The organism is Leptolyngbya sp. UWPOB_LEPTO1 (assembly GCF_017302695.1).
GTDB classification, from domain to species: Bacteria; Cyanobacteriota; Cyanobacteriia; order Leptolyngbyales; family Leptolyngbyaceae; genus Leptolyngbya; species Leptolyngbya boryana.
Genome location: NZ_JAFLCJ010000009.1, coordinates 214,348 through 232,584 on the forward strand (window position 1 = coordinate 214,348; position 18,237 = coordinate 232,584).

At 48.3% G+C, this 18,237-nt stretch carries 12 protein-coding genes and 1 tRNA gene; 9 read left to right on the forward strand and 4 right to left on the reverse strand.

The window, feature by feature from the left end:
• Positions 1 to 457: 457 nt before the first annotated feature.
• Entirely contained in the window at positions 458 to 3,304 is a 2,847-nt protein-coding gene (locus tag J0L70_RS15780) for a cation-translocating P-type ATPase (protein WP_287455223.1), read from the reverse strand.
• A 176-nt stretch (positions 3,305 to 3,480) separates the two neighbouring features.
• Here J0L70_RS15780 and J0L70_RS15785 point away from each other — a divergent pair, with 176 nt between their 5' ends.
• The 4 genes from J0L70_RS15785 (at position 3,481) to J0L70_RS15800 (ending at position 8,284) form a co-directional block, all read left to right on the forward strand.
• Positions 3,481 to 4,542, forward strand: a complete 1,062-nt coding sequence (locus J0L70_RS15785) for an AAA family ATPase (RefSeq protein ID WP_017286533.1) — start codon at positions 3,481 to 3,483, stop codon at positions 4,540 to 4,542.
• Between the two features lie 101 nt (positions 4,543 to 4,643).
• Complete coding sequence (locus tag J0L70_RS15790) at positions 4,644 to 4,883, forward strand: helix-turn-helix domain-containing protein (RefSeq protein WP_017286532.1); 240 nt, start codon at positions 4,644 to 4,646, stop codon at positions 4,881 to 4,883.
• Between the two features lie 137 nt (positions 4,884 to 5,020).
• Positions 5,021 to 6,322 (forward strand): P-loop NTPase family protein, encoded by a 1,302-nt coding sequence (locus J0L70_RS15795; RefSeq protein ID WP_017286531.1) that lies wholly within the window; start codon positions 5,021 to 5,023, stop codon positions 6,320 to 6,322.
• A gap of 30 nt (positions 6,323 to 6,352) precedes the next feature.
• On the forward strand, positions 6,353 to 8,284 hold the full coding sequence (locus J0L70_RS15800) for an ATP-binding protein (protein ID WP_017286530.1): 1,932 nt from the start codon (positions 6,353 to 6,355) through the stop codon (positions 8,282 to 8,284).
• Position 8,285: 1 nt separating this feature from the next.
• Here the strand turns inward: J0L70_RS15800 and J0L70_RS15805 are convergent, their stop codons facing one another.
• On the reverse strand, positions 8,286 to 8,654 hold the full coding sequence (locus J0L70_RS15805) for a 2Fe-2S iron-sulfur cluster-binding protein (protein ID WP_017286529.1): 369 nt from the start codon (positions 8,652 to 8,654) through the stop codon (positions 8,286 to 8,288).
• 90 nt (positions 8,655 to 8,744) lie between these two features.
• Between J0L70_RS15805 and J0L70_RS15810 the strand changes: the two genes are divergently transcribed.
• Positions 8,745 to 8,831 (forward strand) — tRNA-Ser (locus J0L70_RS15810).
• A gap of 27 nt (positions 8,832 to 8,858) precedes the next feature.
• Here J0L70_RS15810 and J0L70_RS32005 read toward each other — a convergent pair.
• Positions 8,859 to 8,948 carry a hypothetical protein gene (locus tag J0L70_RS32005; protein ID WP_353736641.1) on the reverse strand — a complete coding sequence of 30 codons (90 nt, stop codon included), beginning with the start codon at positions 8,946 to 8,948 and terminating at the stop codon, positions 8,859 to 8,861.
• A gap of 447 nt (positions 8,949 to 9,395) precedes the next feature.
• Here J0L70_RS32005 and J0L70_RS15815 point away from each other — a divergent pair, with 447 nt between their 5' ends.
• From J0L70_RS15815 to J0L70_RS15830, 4 genes are all read left to right on the forward strand, one after another.
• On the forward strand, positions 9,396 to 10,106 hold the full coding sequence (locus J0L70_RS15815; protein ID WP_287455224.1) for a DUF305 domain-containing protein: 711 nt from the start codon (positions 9,396 to 9,398) through the stop codon (positions 10,104 to 10,106).
• 150 nt (positions 10,107 to 10,256) lie between these two features.
• Positions 10,257 to 11,915, forward strand: coding sequence for an efflux RND transporter periplasmic adaptor subunit (locus J0L70_RS15820; protein WP_287455225.1), 1,659 nt, complete (start codon positions 10,257 to 10,259; stop codon positions 11,913 to 11,915).
• A 4-nt stretch (positions 11,916 to 11,919) separates the two neighbouring features.
• Positions 11,920 to 15,036, forward strand: coding sequence for an efflux RND transporter permease subunit (locus J0L70_RS15825; protein WP_287455226.1), 3,117 nt, complete (start codon positions 11,920 to 11,922; stop codon positions 15,034 to 15,036).
• Positions 15,026 to 15,523, forward strand: coding sequence for a hypothetical protein (locus J0L70_RS15830; protein WP_287455227.1), 498 nt, complete (start codon positions 15,026 to 15,028; stop codon positions 15,521 to 15,523). The genes J0L70_RS15825 and J0L70_RS15830 overlap by 11 nt, the downstream gene beginning before the upstream one ends.
• Positions 15,524 to 15,559: 36 nt before the next feature.
• Here the strand turns inward: J0L70_RS15830 and J0L70_RS15835 are convergent, their stop codons facing one another.
• Positions 15,560 to 17,662, reverse strand: a complete 2,103-nt coding sequence (locus tag J0L70_RS15835; protein WP_287455228.1) for a heavy metal translocating P-type ATPase — start codon at positions 17,660 to 17,662, stop codon at positions 15,560 to 15,562.
• Between the last annotated feature and the right edge of the window lie 575 nt (positions 17,663 to 18,237).

The window sequence follows — 18,237 nt, forward strand, 5'->3', positions numbered from 1 at the left end:
TTCGAGAAGACCTCCCGCCAGTCTTGCTCCTTTTCCTGCTTCTTTTGCAGAAATGCCCGATCGTAAATTTCACCAATTTCTTTATCGCTCAAATTGAGAGTCTTACCGCCACCATAGACTTCAACCGCATATTTCGTCCGAGGTGATCCGGGATTAATCTCAACATCCCGTGCAGCCAACTCTTGAATCTCCGCGATCGCAGTTTCTCTTTCAGATTGCGAATAACTCGGCAATCCAAACGTTACCAGAAACGTCAGAACAAAAACAAAAATCCATTTGCGATTCAGCAGCTTAGACACAGGCGCAATCTCAGAACACTTAAATCTTTGTATCACTCCTTATTCAAGGCGTAGGAAAAACCTAATGCAACGTTTAGATTTCTCAGCTGAAAAGACGAAAAACCGGAGCTAGCTAATCTACTAACTCCGGTTTCTCTGTTATTCAATTTGTATGGCGACTAACGTTTTTTGCTGAAATAGAAACGGATGAATAGTTTCTCCATTTCAATCCACACAAACATCAACGCACTCACGCCCACACAAACCATCAGTTCATCAAACGGCAGATAATGCGTGCCAAAGAATCTCCGCAACGGTTCAACATACACCAACGCCAATTGCAGAATTGAAGTCAGAACAACTGCACCCCAGACATAGAGATTCGTAAACGGATTCAATTCAATCGTCAATCGACTATTCGATCGAATCGCGATCGCATGTCCCATCTGAGCTAAACACAGCGTTGTAAACACGATCGTCTTCCAACGATCTGGATCTAATCCACTTGCTGTATTCTTCGTCGTCCAGTCATAAGCCCACACCATCGTTGCAACTGAGAGAATCGCAAGGATAATCCCAATCCGGATCATGTAAGCTCCCAACCCCCGTGCAAAGATGCTTTCACCCGGATGATTCGGCGGACGATTCATCACATTCGGCTCCGCAGGCTCAACTGCTAAAGCTAAAGCGGGCAAACCATCGGTTACTAGGTTCATCCACAAAATTTGCAATGGAGTCAACGGAACACTTCCTGTCGCTGCAACTGCCGGAATCAAGACCACAGAAGCTGCGATCGTAATTACTTCCCCAATATTCGATCCCAGAATGTACTTGATAAATCGTCGAATATTGGTATAGACCACCCGACCTTCTTCTGTCGCAGACACGATCGTGGCAAAGTTATCATCCAACAACACCATGTCAGATGCTTCTTTACTGACATCAGTTCCGGTAATGCCCATCGCAATCCCGATATCTGCTTGCTTCAGAGCCGGAGCATCATTCACCCCGTCTCCGGTCATCGCAGCAATCTGTCCCGTCTTTTGTAAAGCTTGAACAATCCGGAGTTTATGTTCTGGAGCCACACGCGCATAGACACTCACACGATCGACATGCGATTCGAGTTCTTGCTGGCTCATTGCTTCTAGTTCACGTCCAATGAGAACTTCATCACCCGGTTTAGCAATGCCTAGATCTTGAGCGATCGCGCTTGCTGTTAATTGGTGATCTCCCGTGATCATCACAGGACGAATTCCAGCAGTCCGGCAGCGTTTGACCGCTTCTCGAACTTCAGGACGAGGCGCATCTAACATATCGACTAAGCCTAACCAAACTAAGTCCTGTTCTGCTCCTTCTTCATCGGTTTCAGCCGGAACCCCTTGCAAAGGCTTGTAAGCAAAGCCCAACACACGCAAACCGTTTCCAGCAAGTTCATTATTGCGCTCTAAAATCTGGCTGCGCTGAACTTGAGTAATTGGCTCAACCTGATCGCCAACTTGAATCTGTTGACAGCGCTCTAAAACAATCTCAGGCGACCCCTTAGTAAACATCAGATAAGGCGTTGCTAAGAAATCTGTCTCAGATTGCAACAAGCCTGCTGCATCTTCAACGATCACACTCATTCGTTTACGATCGCTCGAGAACGGAAACTCTGCGACCCGTGGCAGTTTACTATTCCACTGATCTCGTTCCAATCCTGCTTTTGCAGCAGCCGTGAGTAATGCTCCTTCAGTCGGATCGCCTAGGATGATCCATTCTCCCGCTTCTTGTTGCAGAATCGAGTCATTACACACTGTACAAGCAAGGAGTAAAGCTCTAAATTCCGGCTGTTCTGCGGGGATAATCTTTGTGCCATCGAGCAGAAATTCGCCATCGGGTGCATAGCCTTGCCCTGTAATTTTCGGGCTAGCACTAATCGTATGCAGCGATTGCACGACCATTTTGTTTTGGGTCAAGGTTCCAGTCTTATCCGAACAAATCGTCGTGACAGAACCTAATGTTTCAACAGCAGGCAACTTACGAATCAGCGCATTGCGGCGTACCATGCGCTGAGTTCCGATCGCTAATGTCACCGTAATCACCGCAGGCAACCCTTCCGGCACAACTGCAACTGCCATACTTAAAGACGTTTGCAGCAAATTCTGCAGCAACCCAAAGTTGCGACTGATCAGCAACCCACCGACGACCACGATCGCAACTAAAATTAAGGCACCTGTTACGAGCGCTTGGCTCAGTTGATCCATACGTCGTTGCAACGGCGTTGGTTCTGATTCGACTCCTTGAATCTGTGCGGCAATTTTTCCTAACTCAGTCCGCATTCCGGTTCCCGTCACCAAAACCGTTCCGCGACCATTCACAACCTCAGTTCCTTGGTAGGTCATGTTAATGCGATCGGCAGGCATCGCATCTTCTTTGACGGTGATATTCGCGTTCTTGCTAACGGCTTCTGCTTCCCCTGTCAGGGCAGCTTCTCGAATTTGCAAGTTTGCGGCTTCTAGAATTCGACCATCTGCGGAGACTTGCGTCCCGGCTTCGACGAGCATCACATCGCCTGGCACTAAATATTTAGAATCGACTTCGCTGACTCGCCCACCGCGTAAGACACGAACTCGCGGCGAAGAAAGCTGTTTCAGGGCGGCTAATGCTTGTTCTGCTCGACTTTCCTGGATGTAACCGAGTGCTCCATTTAAAACCACGATCGCTAAAATCGCGATCGTATCTTTGAAAGGAACTTCACCGGGTTTGAGATTTCCTTGCGTCAGGGCGATGATATCCAAAATCCCAGACACTAACGCCACTCCGATCAGCATCAGGAGCATGACGTTTTTAAATTGGTCGATCAGAATTTCCCAGGAGCTACGACCCCCAGATTCTTCGAGTTCGTTCGTTCCGTATTGTTCTAGGCGAGTGGCGGCTTCTTGCTCACTTAATCCTGTGGTGCGATCGCTATTTAACGTCGCCAGTGATCCAACAGTATCGAGCGTATGCCAAGCCGTGTTTGGCGATGGAAGTGAATGACCAGACATAGACTGAAGAGGTTGAGGAATAATGACCTACAGCACCTTATCATAGTGCTAAAGCGTAGAATATGGCACTATTAAATAGTATTATCTTTAAAGCTAGATGATAGAGTCTAGACATTACTGCGTTTCGAGCGCTTTGTGAACCCTCTATTCGTAGAGATTTGTAGTAGAGATTTGCAGTGAGTCATCCCTTTTCTTTTTCTCAACTGATTGGACGACACGCTGAACTAGAGCAGGTCAGCCAAATTTTGTTGGGTGATCATGACATTCTCTTAGCAGGGGTTCCAGGTATCGGTAGACGAACACTCATGCGTGCAGCTGCTCAGGCTTGTAGTGCAAGAGTACTAGAAATCGATTGCCTGCGCGCGACGAACTATTCTCGATTTCTTGAATTGCTGGCAGAAGCGATTATTCAGACGTTCAAGTCTCCAGAGGAACTAGCGTTTATCGATCGTTGGAGTAAGGAGCATCCCTTCATTTTGCGATCGCAACAGGGACGAACTCAACTAGTTTGGCACCCTGTACCGGGCAAGGAATGGACATTGTTTGAGGCACTACTGACCTTGCCGCAGGCTCTAGCCGAGTGGCTCGACAGTCGGGTGGTGATTGTATTTCAGAACTTCCCGCATTTGAAATCATTCGATCGCTCCAACAAATGGGAGCAATATTTGCGCCAGGAAGTCCAGCGACAGAGCCGGGTGAGCTACGCACTGATCGCGACGGTCGCAGAGCGTTGGTCAGAACCGGATGAGTTGCGAGTACTCTCGCTGAGTCCGCTCCCAGATGAAGTGTTACAAACTTGGCTCATCGAAGCAATGGCGGCTGAGAAATTAAAATTTGAGCCAGAAAGCGTAGCGGTGTTTCTGAACTATGTACAAGGGCATTTTGGCGATGCGATTACGTTGGCGCGCCGGATTCGATTGGAAGCAGAAACGATTGTGCAGCCCCACCATGTGGAAAGAAGTGCGATCGCATTAATCGAAGATCTCTCAGTCACGTTTGAATCATTAATTTTATTACTCCCACACAGCCAAGTGCGGGTGTTAGAAAGCTTAGCGCTCGATCCAACCGACAGTCCCCATGCGCGTGAATATATTCAGAAACATAACTTATCCCGAGGCGGAGGCTTACAGGGGGCGCTGGCAAGTTTGGAGCAGAAAGGCTTAGTTTACGGAGCAGAGCTAGGATATCGGATTGCACTCCCGATGTTAGGAGCCTGGATGAAGTATCGACTCTCGTAGAAAAATCATCGTTCCGTGATAAGTGATACTCGATTTTACTTTCCAGGAGAGGTAAAAAATTATATAGTCATTTCATCTATTGTTGTTAGTCAGCACAGAGCATGTCGAAAGCGGGGAGTGCATTGAAGCAGGTGCTGGAATCTCACAGCATCACGCAGTATCAATTGTCTGCAATTATGGGTGTGAATCGATCAAACTTTAGTCGGTGGTTGCGCGGTGAGCGTGATCCATTAGCAGAAGTGGTCGTCGAAATTTACAAAGCCCTCAAGTCAATTAATCCAAAGGCTGCGTCGGAATTTGTACGTCTATACCTGGGGATTGGAGCGGATGAGGAGATTTAGAAGATGGGGAATGGGGCGAACTAAACTATCCCCCACTCCCCCACTCCCCACTCCCCACCCTAGTTAATTCGGCGGAAGTTTGCCTCGGTTAAGGAAATCACAGGTACGATCGAAAAAAGCCTGATCGATGACCTGATATGCCCGACTCCCCATTTTTACGAAATCCGTACGTGCCAGGAAAACCTGTTTCGCCCTTACTGTTTATCGGGCGGACAGGAGAAATCGAAACGGCATTCGATCAAATTCTCAGTCGGGGACACCTCGCAGTTTGGGGCGGCTCTGGAATTGGGAAAACGTCGTTTCTCAATATGATCGCTGCGCCGCAAACTTGGAAGTTTCGGGGACATGATCCGACTCAGGCAGTCGTTGTGCTGCTCAGTTGCCTGGGTGTGACTCCGTTCACCGCGGAAAACTTTTGGCACGAAGTCTTTGTGATCTTGAAAGATGCCCTCGCGAATGAACCAGAAATTGCTGCCGAAGTCGATAAATTTATTGAGCGACGAACTGCAAGTAAAGATTGTTTACGATCGATTCTCCGCATGATTGGCGATCGCAATAAATTCCTCTTACTCCTGATCGACGATTACGATGTCGCGCTTCGTCCTACAGCAAACTACACCGAAGATGATGCCAGCGATTTCTTAAGCGATTGTCGGAATCTCGCCTCTCACTCCAAAGAATCCGATTATTTCGCGAGCATCGTCACCTCATTGCGGCGCTTGAATGAAGCGGGGATCAAACTCAAACCCGGAGAATCCCCTTGGTATAATCACTATCTATTCCAGCCCTTGAAGCCGTTCAGTGAAACCGATGCAGCCTCGCTATTAGGAGGATTGCCGTTGACCCCTGCTCTGCGGGATGGCATTCGCGATATTGCGGATGGCAGTCCTGCCCTTTTACAAGTTGCTGGATACCTTTTATTCCGAGAATTCCGCGCTGAGCGTATTCCAGATAGCGATGCCTTTGCTACAGAATTTCAGCGAGCCACTGAGCATTATTTTGAAGACAACTGGAATCAGTCGAACGATACCGAACAGACGTTATTAATGCTCCTCGCACTGACCCATTTGAAAGGGCGGCTACTGAAGAAACGTTATGACCTCGGTGATACGGATGTAATTTTTAGCCAAAAGGAGCGAGAATTAAGGGATCTCGAAGAACGAGGGGTTGTGGTCTACCAAGTGCAAGAGGGCAAGAAACAGTATCGCTTTGCTTCCTCGCTCATGGAGTGGTGGGTCGTCAAAGAGATCGAGAATAGTGACGAAGAAGCGTTACAAGCCCGACAGCGCACGTTTCTGAATCTCATGAGCCGTCGCCAAGCGGAAACCGTGACCAATGCGATACGCTGGCTTTGGCAGCATAAAGAAGAAATACCATCTATTCTGTCTTGGTTAGGGAAGGTTACATCTGCCCTACCGATTGGTTTCATTCAGGGATAATTCGGAGCGGCGTAAGCCACTGCTTTAGATATGAGTTACTCGATCGAGCGGAGAAATCCATATATTATCGGTCGTCCTATTACCGAACCTGACCGTTTTTTCGGACGCGATCGCTTATTTGAGTTCATCGAAGACAATTTGCTTCAATCAGCTCAAGTGATTTTATTGCACGGGCATCGCCGCATCGGTAAGTCTTCGGTATTGGCGCAAATTCCCAGAGCAATTGACCTCAAAGAGTTTGCATTTGTGCCCCTTTCTCTTGAAGGAGATAGCCGGAAATCGCTGGCTGAGGTGCTGCACGAATTGTCACGCGATTCTGTGCAACAGTTTGACTTGACGATTCAGGTTCCTCCGGTTCAGGCTTTTGCCGAAAATCCGCAAATTTTTATCGATAATTTTATTCCAGCCCTGCGGCGCGAATTAGGCGTTAAAAATATCGTGCTGCTGCTGGATGAGTTTGATACGCTCTACAACGTCGATGTCAAGCAAGCAGCCGAGCATCTGTTCGGGTATTTACAAACGGCGGTCTATGACAATCCGAATTTGTACATTATTCCTGTCGTTGGTCGGCAGTTAGAAGATTTGCCTTTGATGCTCAGTCTGTTTCGAGAAGCGCCGAATCAAGAAGTAGGGCTTCTCGATCAACGCAGTACTGAACAGTTGATCACAATTCCCGCCAAAGGAATTTTAGAATACGACTTAGCCGCGATCGATGGAATTTGGGAATTGACGGCTGGGCATCCCTATTTCACTCAAGTCGTCTGTTTTGCGCTCTTTTCTAATGCTCGGGCAGAAAAACGGTGGAGAGTGACGCGATCCGATGTGCGATTTATTGTCGATCGGGCGATCGAACTCGGTGAAGGCGGATTAGGTTGGTTTTGGGAAGGCATTCCCTTGCCGGAACGCGTCGTTTTTTCAGCGGCAGCAGAGGTTCCACGGGCACGACAAATGGAGTTTCCTGAAATTTCGAGCTTAGACTTTAGCGAAGTCGAGCCGTTGCAATTATTGCGCGAATGCGGCGTTGAACTCACTGAACCGATCCGCAAAGCCTTGTTGAATCTGGTGGGCTGGAAACTGTTAAGAACCTCTGGAGTGCGATCGGGAATTCTCCCAGGACAGAAACATCTTTCTATGCCTCCGACTTTGGCGACCTATCGAGTGTCGATCGAACTGGTACGCCGTTGGCTGATTCAGCGGCATCCGGTGCGGCGAGAATTCCGGGGACTCGAAGATCTGAATACAGAAGCCCAAAATTTATACGAAGCCGCAAAATCTGCGCGGCTGCGCGGCACGAATCCGAAGATTGTCAGCCTGTTGAATGAAGCACTGCGACTCAATCCCAATCATTTTGAATCGCTATTTGAACTGGCAGATAGTTTGGCGGAAATGCGAGAGTTCGGGCAGGCGTTGAAATATTACAAACGTGCTTATTTAGTCGATGCGGTGCGCGTTCGAGATAGTTATGTTCAAGCGCTGCTCGATTATGGCGAAGAATTGCATAACTTGGGAGAAACTCAAGATGCGATCGCTCACTTAGAAGAAGCCTTAGCGATCGAACCTGAAAATCTACAAATCAGACGATTATTAGAACAAGTCCGCAAAGAGCAGCAGTATATAGAGCATCTGCGAGTGATTCCGATCACGAGTCAGAATCGCGCTTACATTTCCTCGATCGCGGAAATGAATGCGGAACAAGCAGATTTGCAGACCTTACAGCAGAACTTTAATCAGTTAAAAGCGCAAGTCAATGCAGAGGCTCCAATCGATTTGAAAAATCGAGCCTTGGAGCATTTGAATGATTTGCAAGAAGAATTGTTTACTCAGAAGAAAGTCGATGGCTTGACGTTAATTTATGTGTATCAATGGTTCCGAAAGCATTTGCCCAAACCTTTGGTACAGGCGGTGACAGATTTTGTCGATGCAGTCACCGCAACCATTTCTCATTCAGACAAATCGCATTGACCTATTCTTCGTCGAGTGGCAGTCCTCGTTTCACACGTCCTTTCGCAAAGAATCGTCCAAATTGTAGTTCATACACTTCATCTTCGTCTTGGGTTTCGACTTCGATATCTGATTTTGCGTAACTGACACACAGTAATGCATATCCTTGCCGCTTCAACTCGGGTGAGAGTCCGACGGCTTCTGGCTGCTCTAAATGCCCCGATAAAACTCTCACCGCACAAGCGGTACAGGCTCCATTACGGCAGGAGAAGGGAAGTTCAACGCCTTGGGTTTCGCCGCTTTGGAGGATATAGCGATCGCTCGGCACTTCAAAAGAATAAAATTTATTTTCTTGGCGGTGATAAACACGAACAGTATGAAACTCAGGCATGATGATCAACAAATTTTGAATCTTCTCTATTCAGTATGCGACATGTTCTGTTACTATATGAATTCTGCGGCGTAAAAAGCTGCATGGTTTGGAGAGATGGCCGAGTGGTTGAAGGCGCAGCACTGGAAATGCTGTTTACGGGTGACTGTAACGAGGGTTCGAATCCCTCTCTCTCCGTTCTAAAGCATCAGTAGATTAAGGTTTTCAGGAAGTCCTCGAAAATCCGAGAGTTCTTTTTGCTTCAAACATCAAATGCTTTTCACATTCGGTGACACAGGCTTGACAGACTTCGATGCACGATCGCGCAACGTGAGAATAAAGCGGGAACTGCGGCTAATAAAAGACGCGATCGTTCAGCAGAGTTGAGCGCAATCCTGGTAGACTCGCGCCCATTCCGTATCAGTCAGACACACTTGGCACAATGTTCACATTCGGAAGCGCAGTGAACCGCAGCATTAATAATCGACTGATATGGCTGATGAGGCATTGTTCGTTCTCCTAAGTTGAAGCTGAAACTCAACTTAGGAGAATCATCTTGAAGTCGCCCCTACCAAGCGTCAGGCATTCGATTTCTAGTTGAATGAGTCGCTTTATTTCATCCTGATTTTATTTTTGTATGTTCTTTTAGTCGGTAGGGATAGTTCTATCAAATCCTTAGCCTCAACCCTTGACTCTCTATCTGACTGGAGAGATCAGAATAAAGAGGTTCTATTACTCCAGCCTCTCTCAATGAAACGCTCCATGTTCAACTCTCGATTTTTAAGACGATCTCTCAAGTCAACGACGACCCAAGCCGTTGTTGGAATCGTTGCAATTGCTACCCTCGCCGCCTGTTCCACCACAACTGGACAAAATTCTGCTACCAATTCTTCTCCTGCTGCCAGCACGATGCCGGGAATGGATCATAGCAATATGGATCACGGCAGTATGAATCATGGCAACATGATGATGGATTTAGGTCCAGCCGATGCCAACTTTGATTTACGCTTCATTGATGCCATGACCCCACATCATCAAGGCGCGGTCGAGATGGCAAAAGAGGCGCAGCAAAAATCCAAGCGCCCAGAAATCAAGAAACTGGCAGCCGATATCATCAAAGCCCAGGATCAAGAGATTGGAGAGATGAAGCAGTGGCGGCAAGCCTGGTATCCCAAAGCCAATAGCATTCCGATGGCGTATGACTCGAAGATGGGACAGATGATGCCGATGTCGGCTGATCAGATGAAAGGCATGATGATGGGAATGGATTTAGGGGCTGCGGATAATCAGTTCGATTTGCGCTTTATTAATGCGATGATTCCGCACCATGAGGGAGCCGTTACGATGGCGCAGGATGCTCTGAGTAAATCAAAGCGTCCAGAAATCAAGAAGCTCGCTCAAGAGATTATCGCTTCGCAGGAGAAGGAAATTGCTCAGATGAAACAGTGGCGGAAAGCTTGGTATAACCAGTAGCCCATTTCATCTTAGTTTTAGGTTTGGCTGCGAAACTGTTGACTGGGTATCTGCTTGCTGCCTTTGGCTCATGCAGACTGTGTCGCAGCCGAATTCCTCCAGATTCTGCTGAACTCAACCTGCCCCGAACCTCTATCAAGGACGCGATCGATGCTTCACATTTCTTACCGTCCCAAGCGTTCTAGCGGTGCTTCTGCAACCGTCTTGGGCTTGTTGCTGATCATAGTAGCTCCCCAAATCACGCTAGCGCATGCTGGACACGGCAACGAGTTTCAGCATGACAGTCAGCCTGTCCAGACTGTGGGAGCGATTGAGGTGGATGCTGCTACCGCAGAACGTATGGGGCTGACAGTGGAATCCGTGAGCCGTCAACGTCTTGTCTCGGGTATCAAAACGACCGGACAGATTGAAGCCCAGCCGAATCAACAAGCAGAGGTAACAACGCCTGTTGGGGGAACCGTGTTGCGATTGTTGGTTAAGCCCGGAGAACAAGTCAGGGTAGGACAACCCGTTGCCATCATGACTAGTCCAGAGCTTGCCGAACTTCGCACCATTGCCCTTGATCGACAGTCCGAAGCACTAGGCAGCGTTCAACAAGCCGAGGCAGATTTACGCCTAGCGCAGCAAAACTATGAGCAGCAGCAGCGAATTGCTCAAGCCGAGATTCAGCAGGCACAAGTGGCGTTAAATGTGGCTCAAGAGCAATATGACCGCGATCGCGACCTTCTTTCTACTGGAGCTATCCCCCGCCGTACCGTTCTAGAGTCCGAATCGAAACTCGCCGAGGCGAAAGCGGCATTTGCAAAAGTTAGAAGTCAGTTGCAAGTCTCTGAAGCTCAGGCACAACTTAAACGCGCCCAGTCTGCCGTTGATGTAGCGCAATCCAAGAGTCAATTGAGTGGGCAGACTTATCAAACTCGACTGAGGCAGTTAGGCGCAAGTGCGAATGCAGACGGGACAATTACCATCACAGCTCCTATTTCTGGAGTGGTCGCAGACCGAGAAGCGACGATCGGCGAATCGGGACAGGATGCGGGCAAAAAGATCATGACGATCGTAAATGGCAGTAGTGTATTGATCGCTGCCGATATCTATGAGAAAGATTTAGATAAAGTTCAACAAGGGCAAGGGGTACAGGTCAGAGTCAATGGCTTGCCGAATCGCATGTTTCGCGGACGAATTAGTGTGATCGGTGCAACGGTGCAAGGTGATACTCGTGTTGTTCCGGTCAAAGCGGAACTCGATAATGCTGATGGTGCGCTCAAGCCGGGAATGTTTGCTGAACTGGAAGTGTTAACGGATCGAACCCCTGTTGCAGTTTTGGCTGTTCCGAAATCCGCGATCGTTGAAACCAACGACAAGAAAAAGATTGTGTTTGTCCAAAATGGTCAAGCTTTCCAACCAACCGAAGTCTCACTGGGTCGCGAATCGGGAGAGTTTGTCGAGGTCACAAACGGGTTATTTGATGGCGATCGCGTGGTTACACAACGAGCCACTCAACTCTACGCGCAATCGTTACGCACTGGGGGCCAGAAAGAAGCGAATCATTCCCCTAACCCTGTGACTTCTCAAAGTTCCATGCCTTTACCGTGGTGGGCAATTCTGCCTATCGGAGGTTTGCTGATCGGATCTACATTCTGGGCAGGGATGTATTGGGCGAATCGTCGTCAACGCTTTGCTTCACCTGTTCCCGCAGAGTCCAATGGATTTCATCCTAATCCAGAGATTGACCTGAATCATTTTCAATCCCAAAACGGCAAATTGCCGACTGAAGTGACCGAGAAACAGTTCGATCGTCCCCAGAATTAGACCTATGCTGAGTTCTATTGTGAGATGGGCGATCGCACGCCGTTGGGTAGTGGTTCTAGGAGCAATTATCGTAACGCTCTGGACAGTTCGCGCCATTCCTCAAATGCCGCTGGATGTCTTTCCACCGTTCGCACCGCCCCAAGTTGAAATTGAGACAGAATCGCCGGGACTTGCTCCCGAAGAAGTAGAGTCACTGGTGACGTTGCCGATTGAAAGTACAGTCAATGGAACGCCTGGAGTGACTGCGGTTCGATCTGCCTCTGCGCCGGGAATTTCGGTTGTTAAAGTCATTTTTGATTGGGGAACCGACATTTTTCAGGCACGGCAGCTTGTCACGGAACGATTACAGCAAGTTCAGACCAAGCTCCCAGAAGGCATCGAAACGCCGCGCATTTCTCCGATTAGTTCGCCGATCGGCACGATTCTCAAAGTCGCCTTGACCATCGAACCCGGAGCGCAAACTTCCATGATGGACGTGCGACGGTTCATCGATTGGCAAGTAACCAATCGATTGTTAGCAGTTCCCGGAGTCAGTCAAGTAACCGCGTATGGGGGCGAGGTTCGACAGTATCAAGTTCTCGTTGATCCCGCGCAACTCAAAGCCTTTGATGTTTCTCTAGAACAAGTTACACAAGCCGCTGCTGCTGCAAATCTCAATGCGCCGGGAGGATACCTGATCACACCGGATCAGGAGAAACTGATTCGAGGCATTGGACGGATTGAATCGATCGAAGACTTAGAGAAATCAGTCATCACCTCTCGCAAAGGTACTCCAGTCCGACTTGCAGATGTTGCGGAGGTGAAAATTGGTGCGGCTCTCAAGCGGGGCGATGGCAGTGTCAATGGTCAGCCTGCTGTGATTGTCATGATCAATAAGCAACCGCAAGCAGACACGCCGACCGTAACCCGTGCGGTAGAAGCCGCGATCGAGGAATTAAAAGCTGGATTGCCTAAAGGTGTGAATGTTGCAGTGACGTTTCGCCAAGATGATTACATTGCTGCATCGGTTGACAATGTGCGATCGGCGCTCGTTGAAGGCAGTGTGATTGTAGCTGCCATTCTGATTCCCTTTTTGATGAACTGGCGTACACTAGCGGTCTGCTTGCTCGACTTTTTTCTCACCTTGCTGTTTGCCTTGCTCGTCTGCTCTTGGTTAGGACTAGGGCTGAACACGATGACGCTAGGTGGGCTGGCAGTCGCGATCGGAACGGCAGTTGATGATGCGATCGTCTATGGCGAAAACACTTACCGCAACTTACGCGAAAATCGCCTATCGGCTCATCCTCGTCCAATGATGGAAGTCATCTACGAAGGTAGCCAGGAGGTGCGGGAATCGCTGATTGGTGCGACGCTGATCGGAGCCGTAGTCTTTTCTCCGATTTTTACGTTAAGCGGAGTCGAGGGGCGCATCTTTACGCCGATGGGCATTGCTTATCTGATTGTCGTGGTGGTGTCTAGTTTAGAATCCTTGGTGTTGTCGCCAGCGTTGTGTGCCATCCTGCTACCCCAAGGACGACTACAAGAGAAAGAACCTTGGGTTGCTCGTGCCTGTAAGCGGTTTTATCATCCTCTGTTGCGATTTGCGATGCGGCGATCGGTGCTGATTTTATCGCTCTCCGCGGCTTTACTGGTGATATCGCTCTCGATCGTTCCCACACTTGGACGACAATTTCTCCCCGAATTTCAAGAGCAAACTTTAGTCAACACCCTGACTCTCTATCCAGGTACTTCACTCGAAGTTACTAATCGAGCTGGATTTGCCCTAGAAGAAGCACTCAAGACCGATCCTCGCTTCAACTACATTCAAACTCGCTCAGGACGCGCTCCGGGAGATGGGGATGCAGGAGGGGTCAATTTTGCCCACTTGGATGTGGATTTAAGTGAAAAGGGCTTGGCAGACCGCCCTGCTGCTATTAATAAGCTACGAGAAGAATTTGCCAAACTTCCAGGTGTTGCAACGGGAATTGGTGGATTTATTTCCCATCGTATGGATGAAGTGTTATCGGGGGTGAGAAGTCAGATTGCGGTCAAAATCTTTGGTGCAGATTTAGAGCAGTTACGGACGATCGGACAACAAATCGAAGCGCAAATGCAAGCCATACCGGGAATTGTCGATTTGCAGCTTGAACCACAAGTGCCGATCAATCAGGTGCAGATTGTCTTGAATCGCGATGCTGCTGCACGAGAAGGACTATCCATTGGGCAGTTAGCAACCACGATCGAGACTGCACTGAATGGGCACGTCGTGTCTCAAGTTCTAGAAGCTCAGCAAACGTTTGATTTAGTCGTGTGGCTCAAACCTGAAGCCCGCGATAACCTGAGTACGATCGAGAATCTTCTCATTGATAAGCCCAGTGGTGGCAAAATTCTCCTAGCTCAAGTAGCGACGATTCGTAACGGAACAGGACCCAATACGATCAACCGCGAGAAAGTCTCTCGTCTGATTGTAGTCTCCGCCAATGTGAGTGGACGAGACTTACGATCAACCGTCAACGAAATCCAAGCCAAAATCAAGCAAAACGTTTCGATTCCCTCTGGCTACTTTGTGCAGTACGGGGGACAGTTTGAGGCAGAAGAACGAGCAACCCAAAATATTTTGGTATTTAGCGCGATCGCCTTTGTTATCATCTGCGTCCTCATGTATCTCTCAGTCAAATCCATTGCCTCAACTGCCATGATCATGATCAACTTACCGATTGGGCTAGTGGGTGGAGTGATTGCAGTTGCACTTACAGGCGGCGTTATTTCTGTTGCTTCGCTAGTTGGGTTTGTCACGTTGTTCGGGGTCGCCACGCGCAATGGATTGCTGTTAGTCGATAACTACAACACTAAATTTGCCGAAGGAATGCCGCTCAAAGATGTCTTAATCAAAGGCTCGATGGAACGGCTCAATGCGATTCTGATGACCGCTTTTACGTCGGCTTTGGGATTAGCACCTTTGGTTGTGGCGGGTGGAGCGGGAAAGGAAATTTTGCAGCCGTTGTCGATCGTTGTGTTAGGCGGACTTTTCACCTCAACTGCATTAACCTTGCTCGTGATTCCTGCTCTATATTCGCAGTTTAGTAAGTTTCTCGTGCCCAATTTTCCCCATCATCACCCTCAAAAAAACTATGAACATTAAGCAATCGATCACCCTTACGATAGTCGGTCTAGGACTTCTCTTAGGAGCTTGTAGCAACAGCAGTAACACCGCTACAAATTCAAGTACGAGTCCTGCGGCAACAACACCCACGACGACTGCTTCCCCCAGCACCGCAGCGACTACAGCTAAAACTGAATCCGGTGGAAAGCATGGTGGAAAAGGAGGACAGACTATTGAGACAGGCGTTTACCATCTAGAATTCATTCCCCAACCAGAAGCGAACGGAACCCATTTAGATTTCTACTTACAAAAAGGCGACAATCACGAAGCAGTTCCCAATGCGAAGGTCACAGCGCAAGTTCAACTTCCAGACGGAACCCAGAAAGCTCTAGACATGAAATATGACCCCGTAGATAAACACTACGCGGCTTTACTCCCTGGCACGACGGCTGGAGAATACAAAGTCGCCATTCTGACCGATATCAGTGGCGAAAAAGTCAACGGTCGCTTTAGTTTCAAAAAGTAGGCTGGCTACAAAAAAAGATTGATGTGATGCTCTGTATTAATGACTCAATTTGACCCGACGCAGCAGCATCGCATTGATCGAGACAATCACAGTCGAAATACTCATAAATAAGGCTCCAACGGCTGGAGAAAGCAAAATTCCAAATGGATAAGCAATTCCAGCCGCTAAGGGAATGCCAATCACGTTGTATCCCGTTGCCCAGAATAGATTCTGAATCATTTTGTTGTAGGTGGCTTTGGCAAGCTGAAGGGCATAGGTGGCATCGAGTGGATCATTTTTCACTAACACCAAGTCAGCCGACTCGATCGCGACATTGGTTCCAGCCCCGATCGCGATTCCCAAATCCGCTTCAAACAATGCAGGTGCATCATTGATACCATCTCCGACAAAAGCAGTGGGTTTCTCTGCTTTTAATCGTCGCACTAGGGTTGCCTTATCTTGCGGTAGCACTCGCGCATAGTAGCGATCGATGCCCAATTCTGCTGCAACGGTTTTCGCCACCGCTTCTGCATCACCCGTAATCATCACGGTTTCAATGTTCATTTCATGCAATCGCTGAATGGCTTCTCGTGCCCGTTCTCGAATCTGGTCAGCTAATCCAATCACAGCTAAAACTTGTTGATCGTTGAGAAGCACGATCGCGCTTTCTCCTCGCGATTCAATTTCTTGCAATCCTTTTCGTAGCGCTGACGGAAACTTTAAATTCAACTCTTCTGCCCATTCGGGTCGTCCGACTCGATAGCGTTGAGCGTTGACGGTTCCTTCCACACCTCGACCAGGAATCGCTTTGAACTCGCTCGCTTGAACCAGATGAATCTGGCGATGCTCGGCTTCTCCCACAATTGCCTGTCCTAGTGGGTGTTCTGACAACGACTCCAGCGAAGCGGAAATGGTTAACGCGTCTACTTCATCAATGCCATCTGTATCCATGTGCTGCACCCCGAATCGTCCTTCGGTCAGGGTTCCGGTTTTATCAAATGCGATCGCTTTAATATCCCTCGCTCGTTCAAACGCTTCCCGGCTACGAACTAAAATACCGTTCTTCGCAGACATCGCTGTTGCATTTACGATCACCAAAGGAATGGCTAAACCCAACGCATGAGGACAGGTAATGACTAATACTGTAACGGCACGATTGATGGCAAAGGTTAAGCCTGAGTTTGCTGCTAGCCAGACCACAAACGTTAAGGTGCTAACACCGATCGCGATTAAGGTTAACCAATACGCAAGCTGATCTGCTAAGGCTTGATATCGACTTCTAGAACTTTGCGCCTCCTCGACCAGGCGCATAATTTGGCTTAATGTCGTTTTGTCTCCAGTGCGAGTCACTTGAACAGTTAAAGCTCCCTCACCGTTAACGGCTCCCCCAACCACTTCATCACCCATCTGTTTCGTCACTGGGCGAGATTCTCCAGTCAGAAAGGCTTCATTCACACTCGAAGCACCTTCAGTGATTTCGCCATCAATCGGAATTTGTTCTCCCGGACGAATGAGAATACGATCGTGCTCGGTTAAGGTACTCACCGAGACATCCTCAATGCGCCCGTTGGTCAATCGATGTGCGATCGCAGGCACTAAATCTGCTAAATGTTCTAAAGCACGACTGGCTCCTTGCACTGAAGCCATTTCAATCCAATGTCCGAGCAACATCACATCGACCAGTGTTGCTAACTCCCAGTAGAAAGGATCACCTGGCAAACCAAACGTCACTGCCAAGCTGTAGACAAACGCAACGGTGATCGCTAGCGCAATCAGCGTCATCATGCCAATCTTGCCTCGTAGTTCGTACCAAGCACCTTTCAGGAATGCCCAGCCGCCATAGAAGTAAATGACAGTTGCCAAGATTGGCGTAATCCAATTGCTTCCTGGGAGATCAATCGCCTGATAGCGAAACCATTCTTGAAACAGTGGCGAAAAATAGAGAATTGGCAAAGTCAGCACCAAGCAGATGAAGAACCGCCGCTTGAACATCTCCGGGCTATGCCCTGCGTGTCGGTCATGCCCACCATGCTGACCGTGACCCTCGTGTTGGTGTGGGGCGGGATTAGGCAGATTTGATTCGAGTTGTTGTTCATGATCGGCGTGCCCAACATATCCCGGATCAGAATGATGTGGATGATTCGAGTGGTCGTGGTGCATGATGAATCGCTCCTCGATCGTGGATCGTTTGCCTTATATTCATATTGGCGAAGAATTCTCAAATTGCTATGAAAGATTGGGTGCGTTTAGGCAAGATCAACCTTGAGATAGAGCAATGTTCGTGTGAACAATAATGTTGAGCCGCAAATATTTCATAGCAATTTTATGATGTTGTGCAAGCTTGAGAATAGAACTGCTATGGATACTCACTTAGGCGTTACTAATGTTTCTAATCTGAGTATGAATGTACGTCAGACTAGCACATCAGGAAGCACGTGAAGCCCTAGCAGAATTTGGAAAGGAGGATTCACACCATACTGTTTTGTTGATTTAAACTCCGTTGGCGATCGCTCACAACTTCCTCATAATTTAGACCTAGCTTAGAAAAGAAGAGTCTAATATTTCTAGACTTTTACAAGGAGGGAACATCATCATGAGAAAAATATTGGGTAGTGCTTTATAGGGAAGGACGTAGAAAAGAGAGGAAGCGATAATAGAAAAGGAGATTGACTTGAGCTGACTCTTGATGATCAAGCCCTTACTAACCTGTCCGAACTGCGGTTCACACGACATCA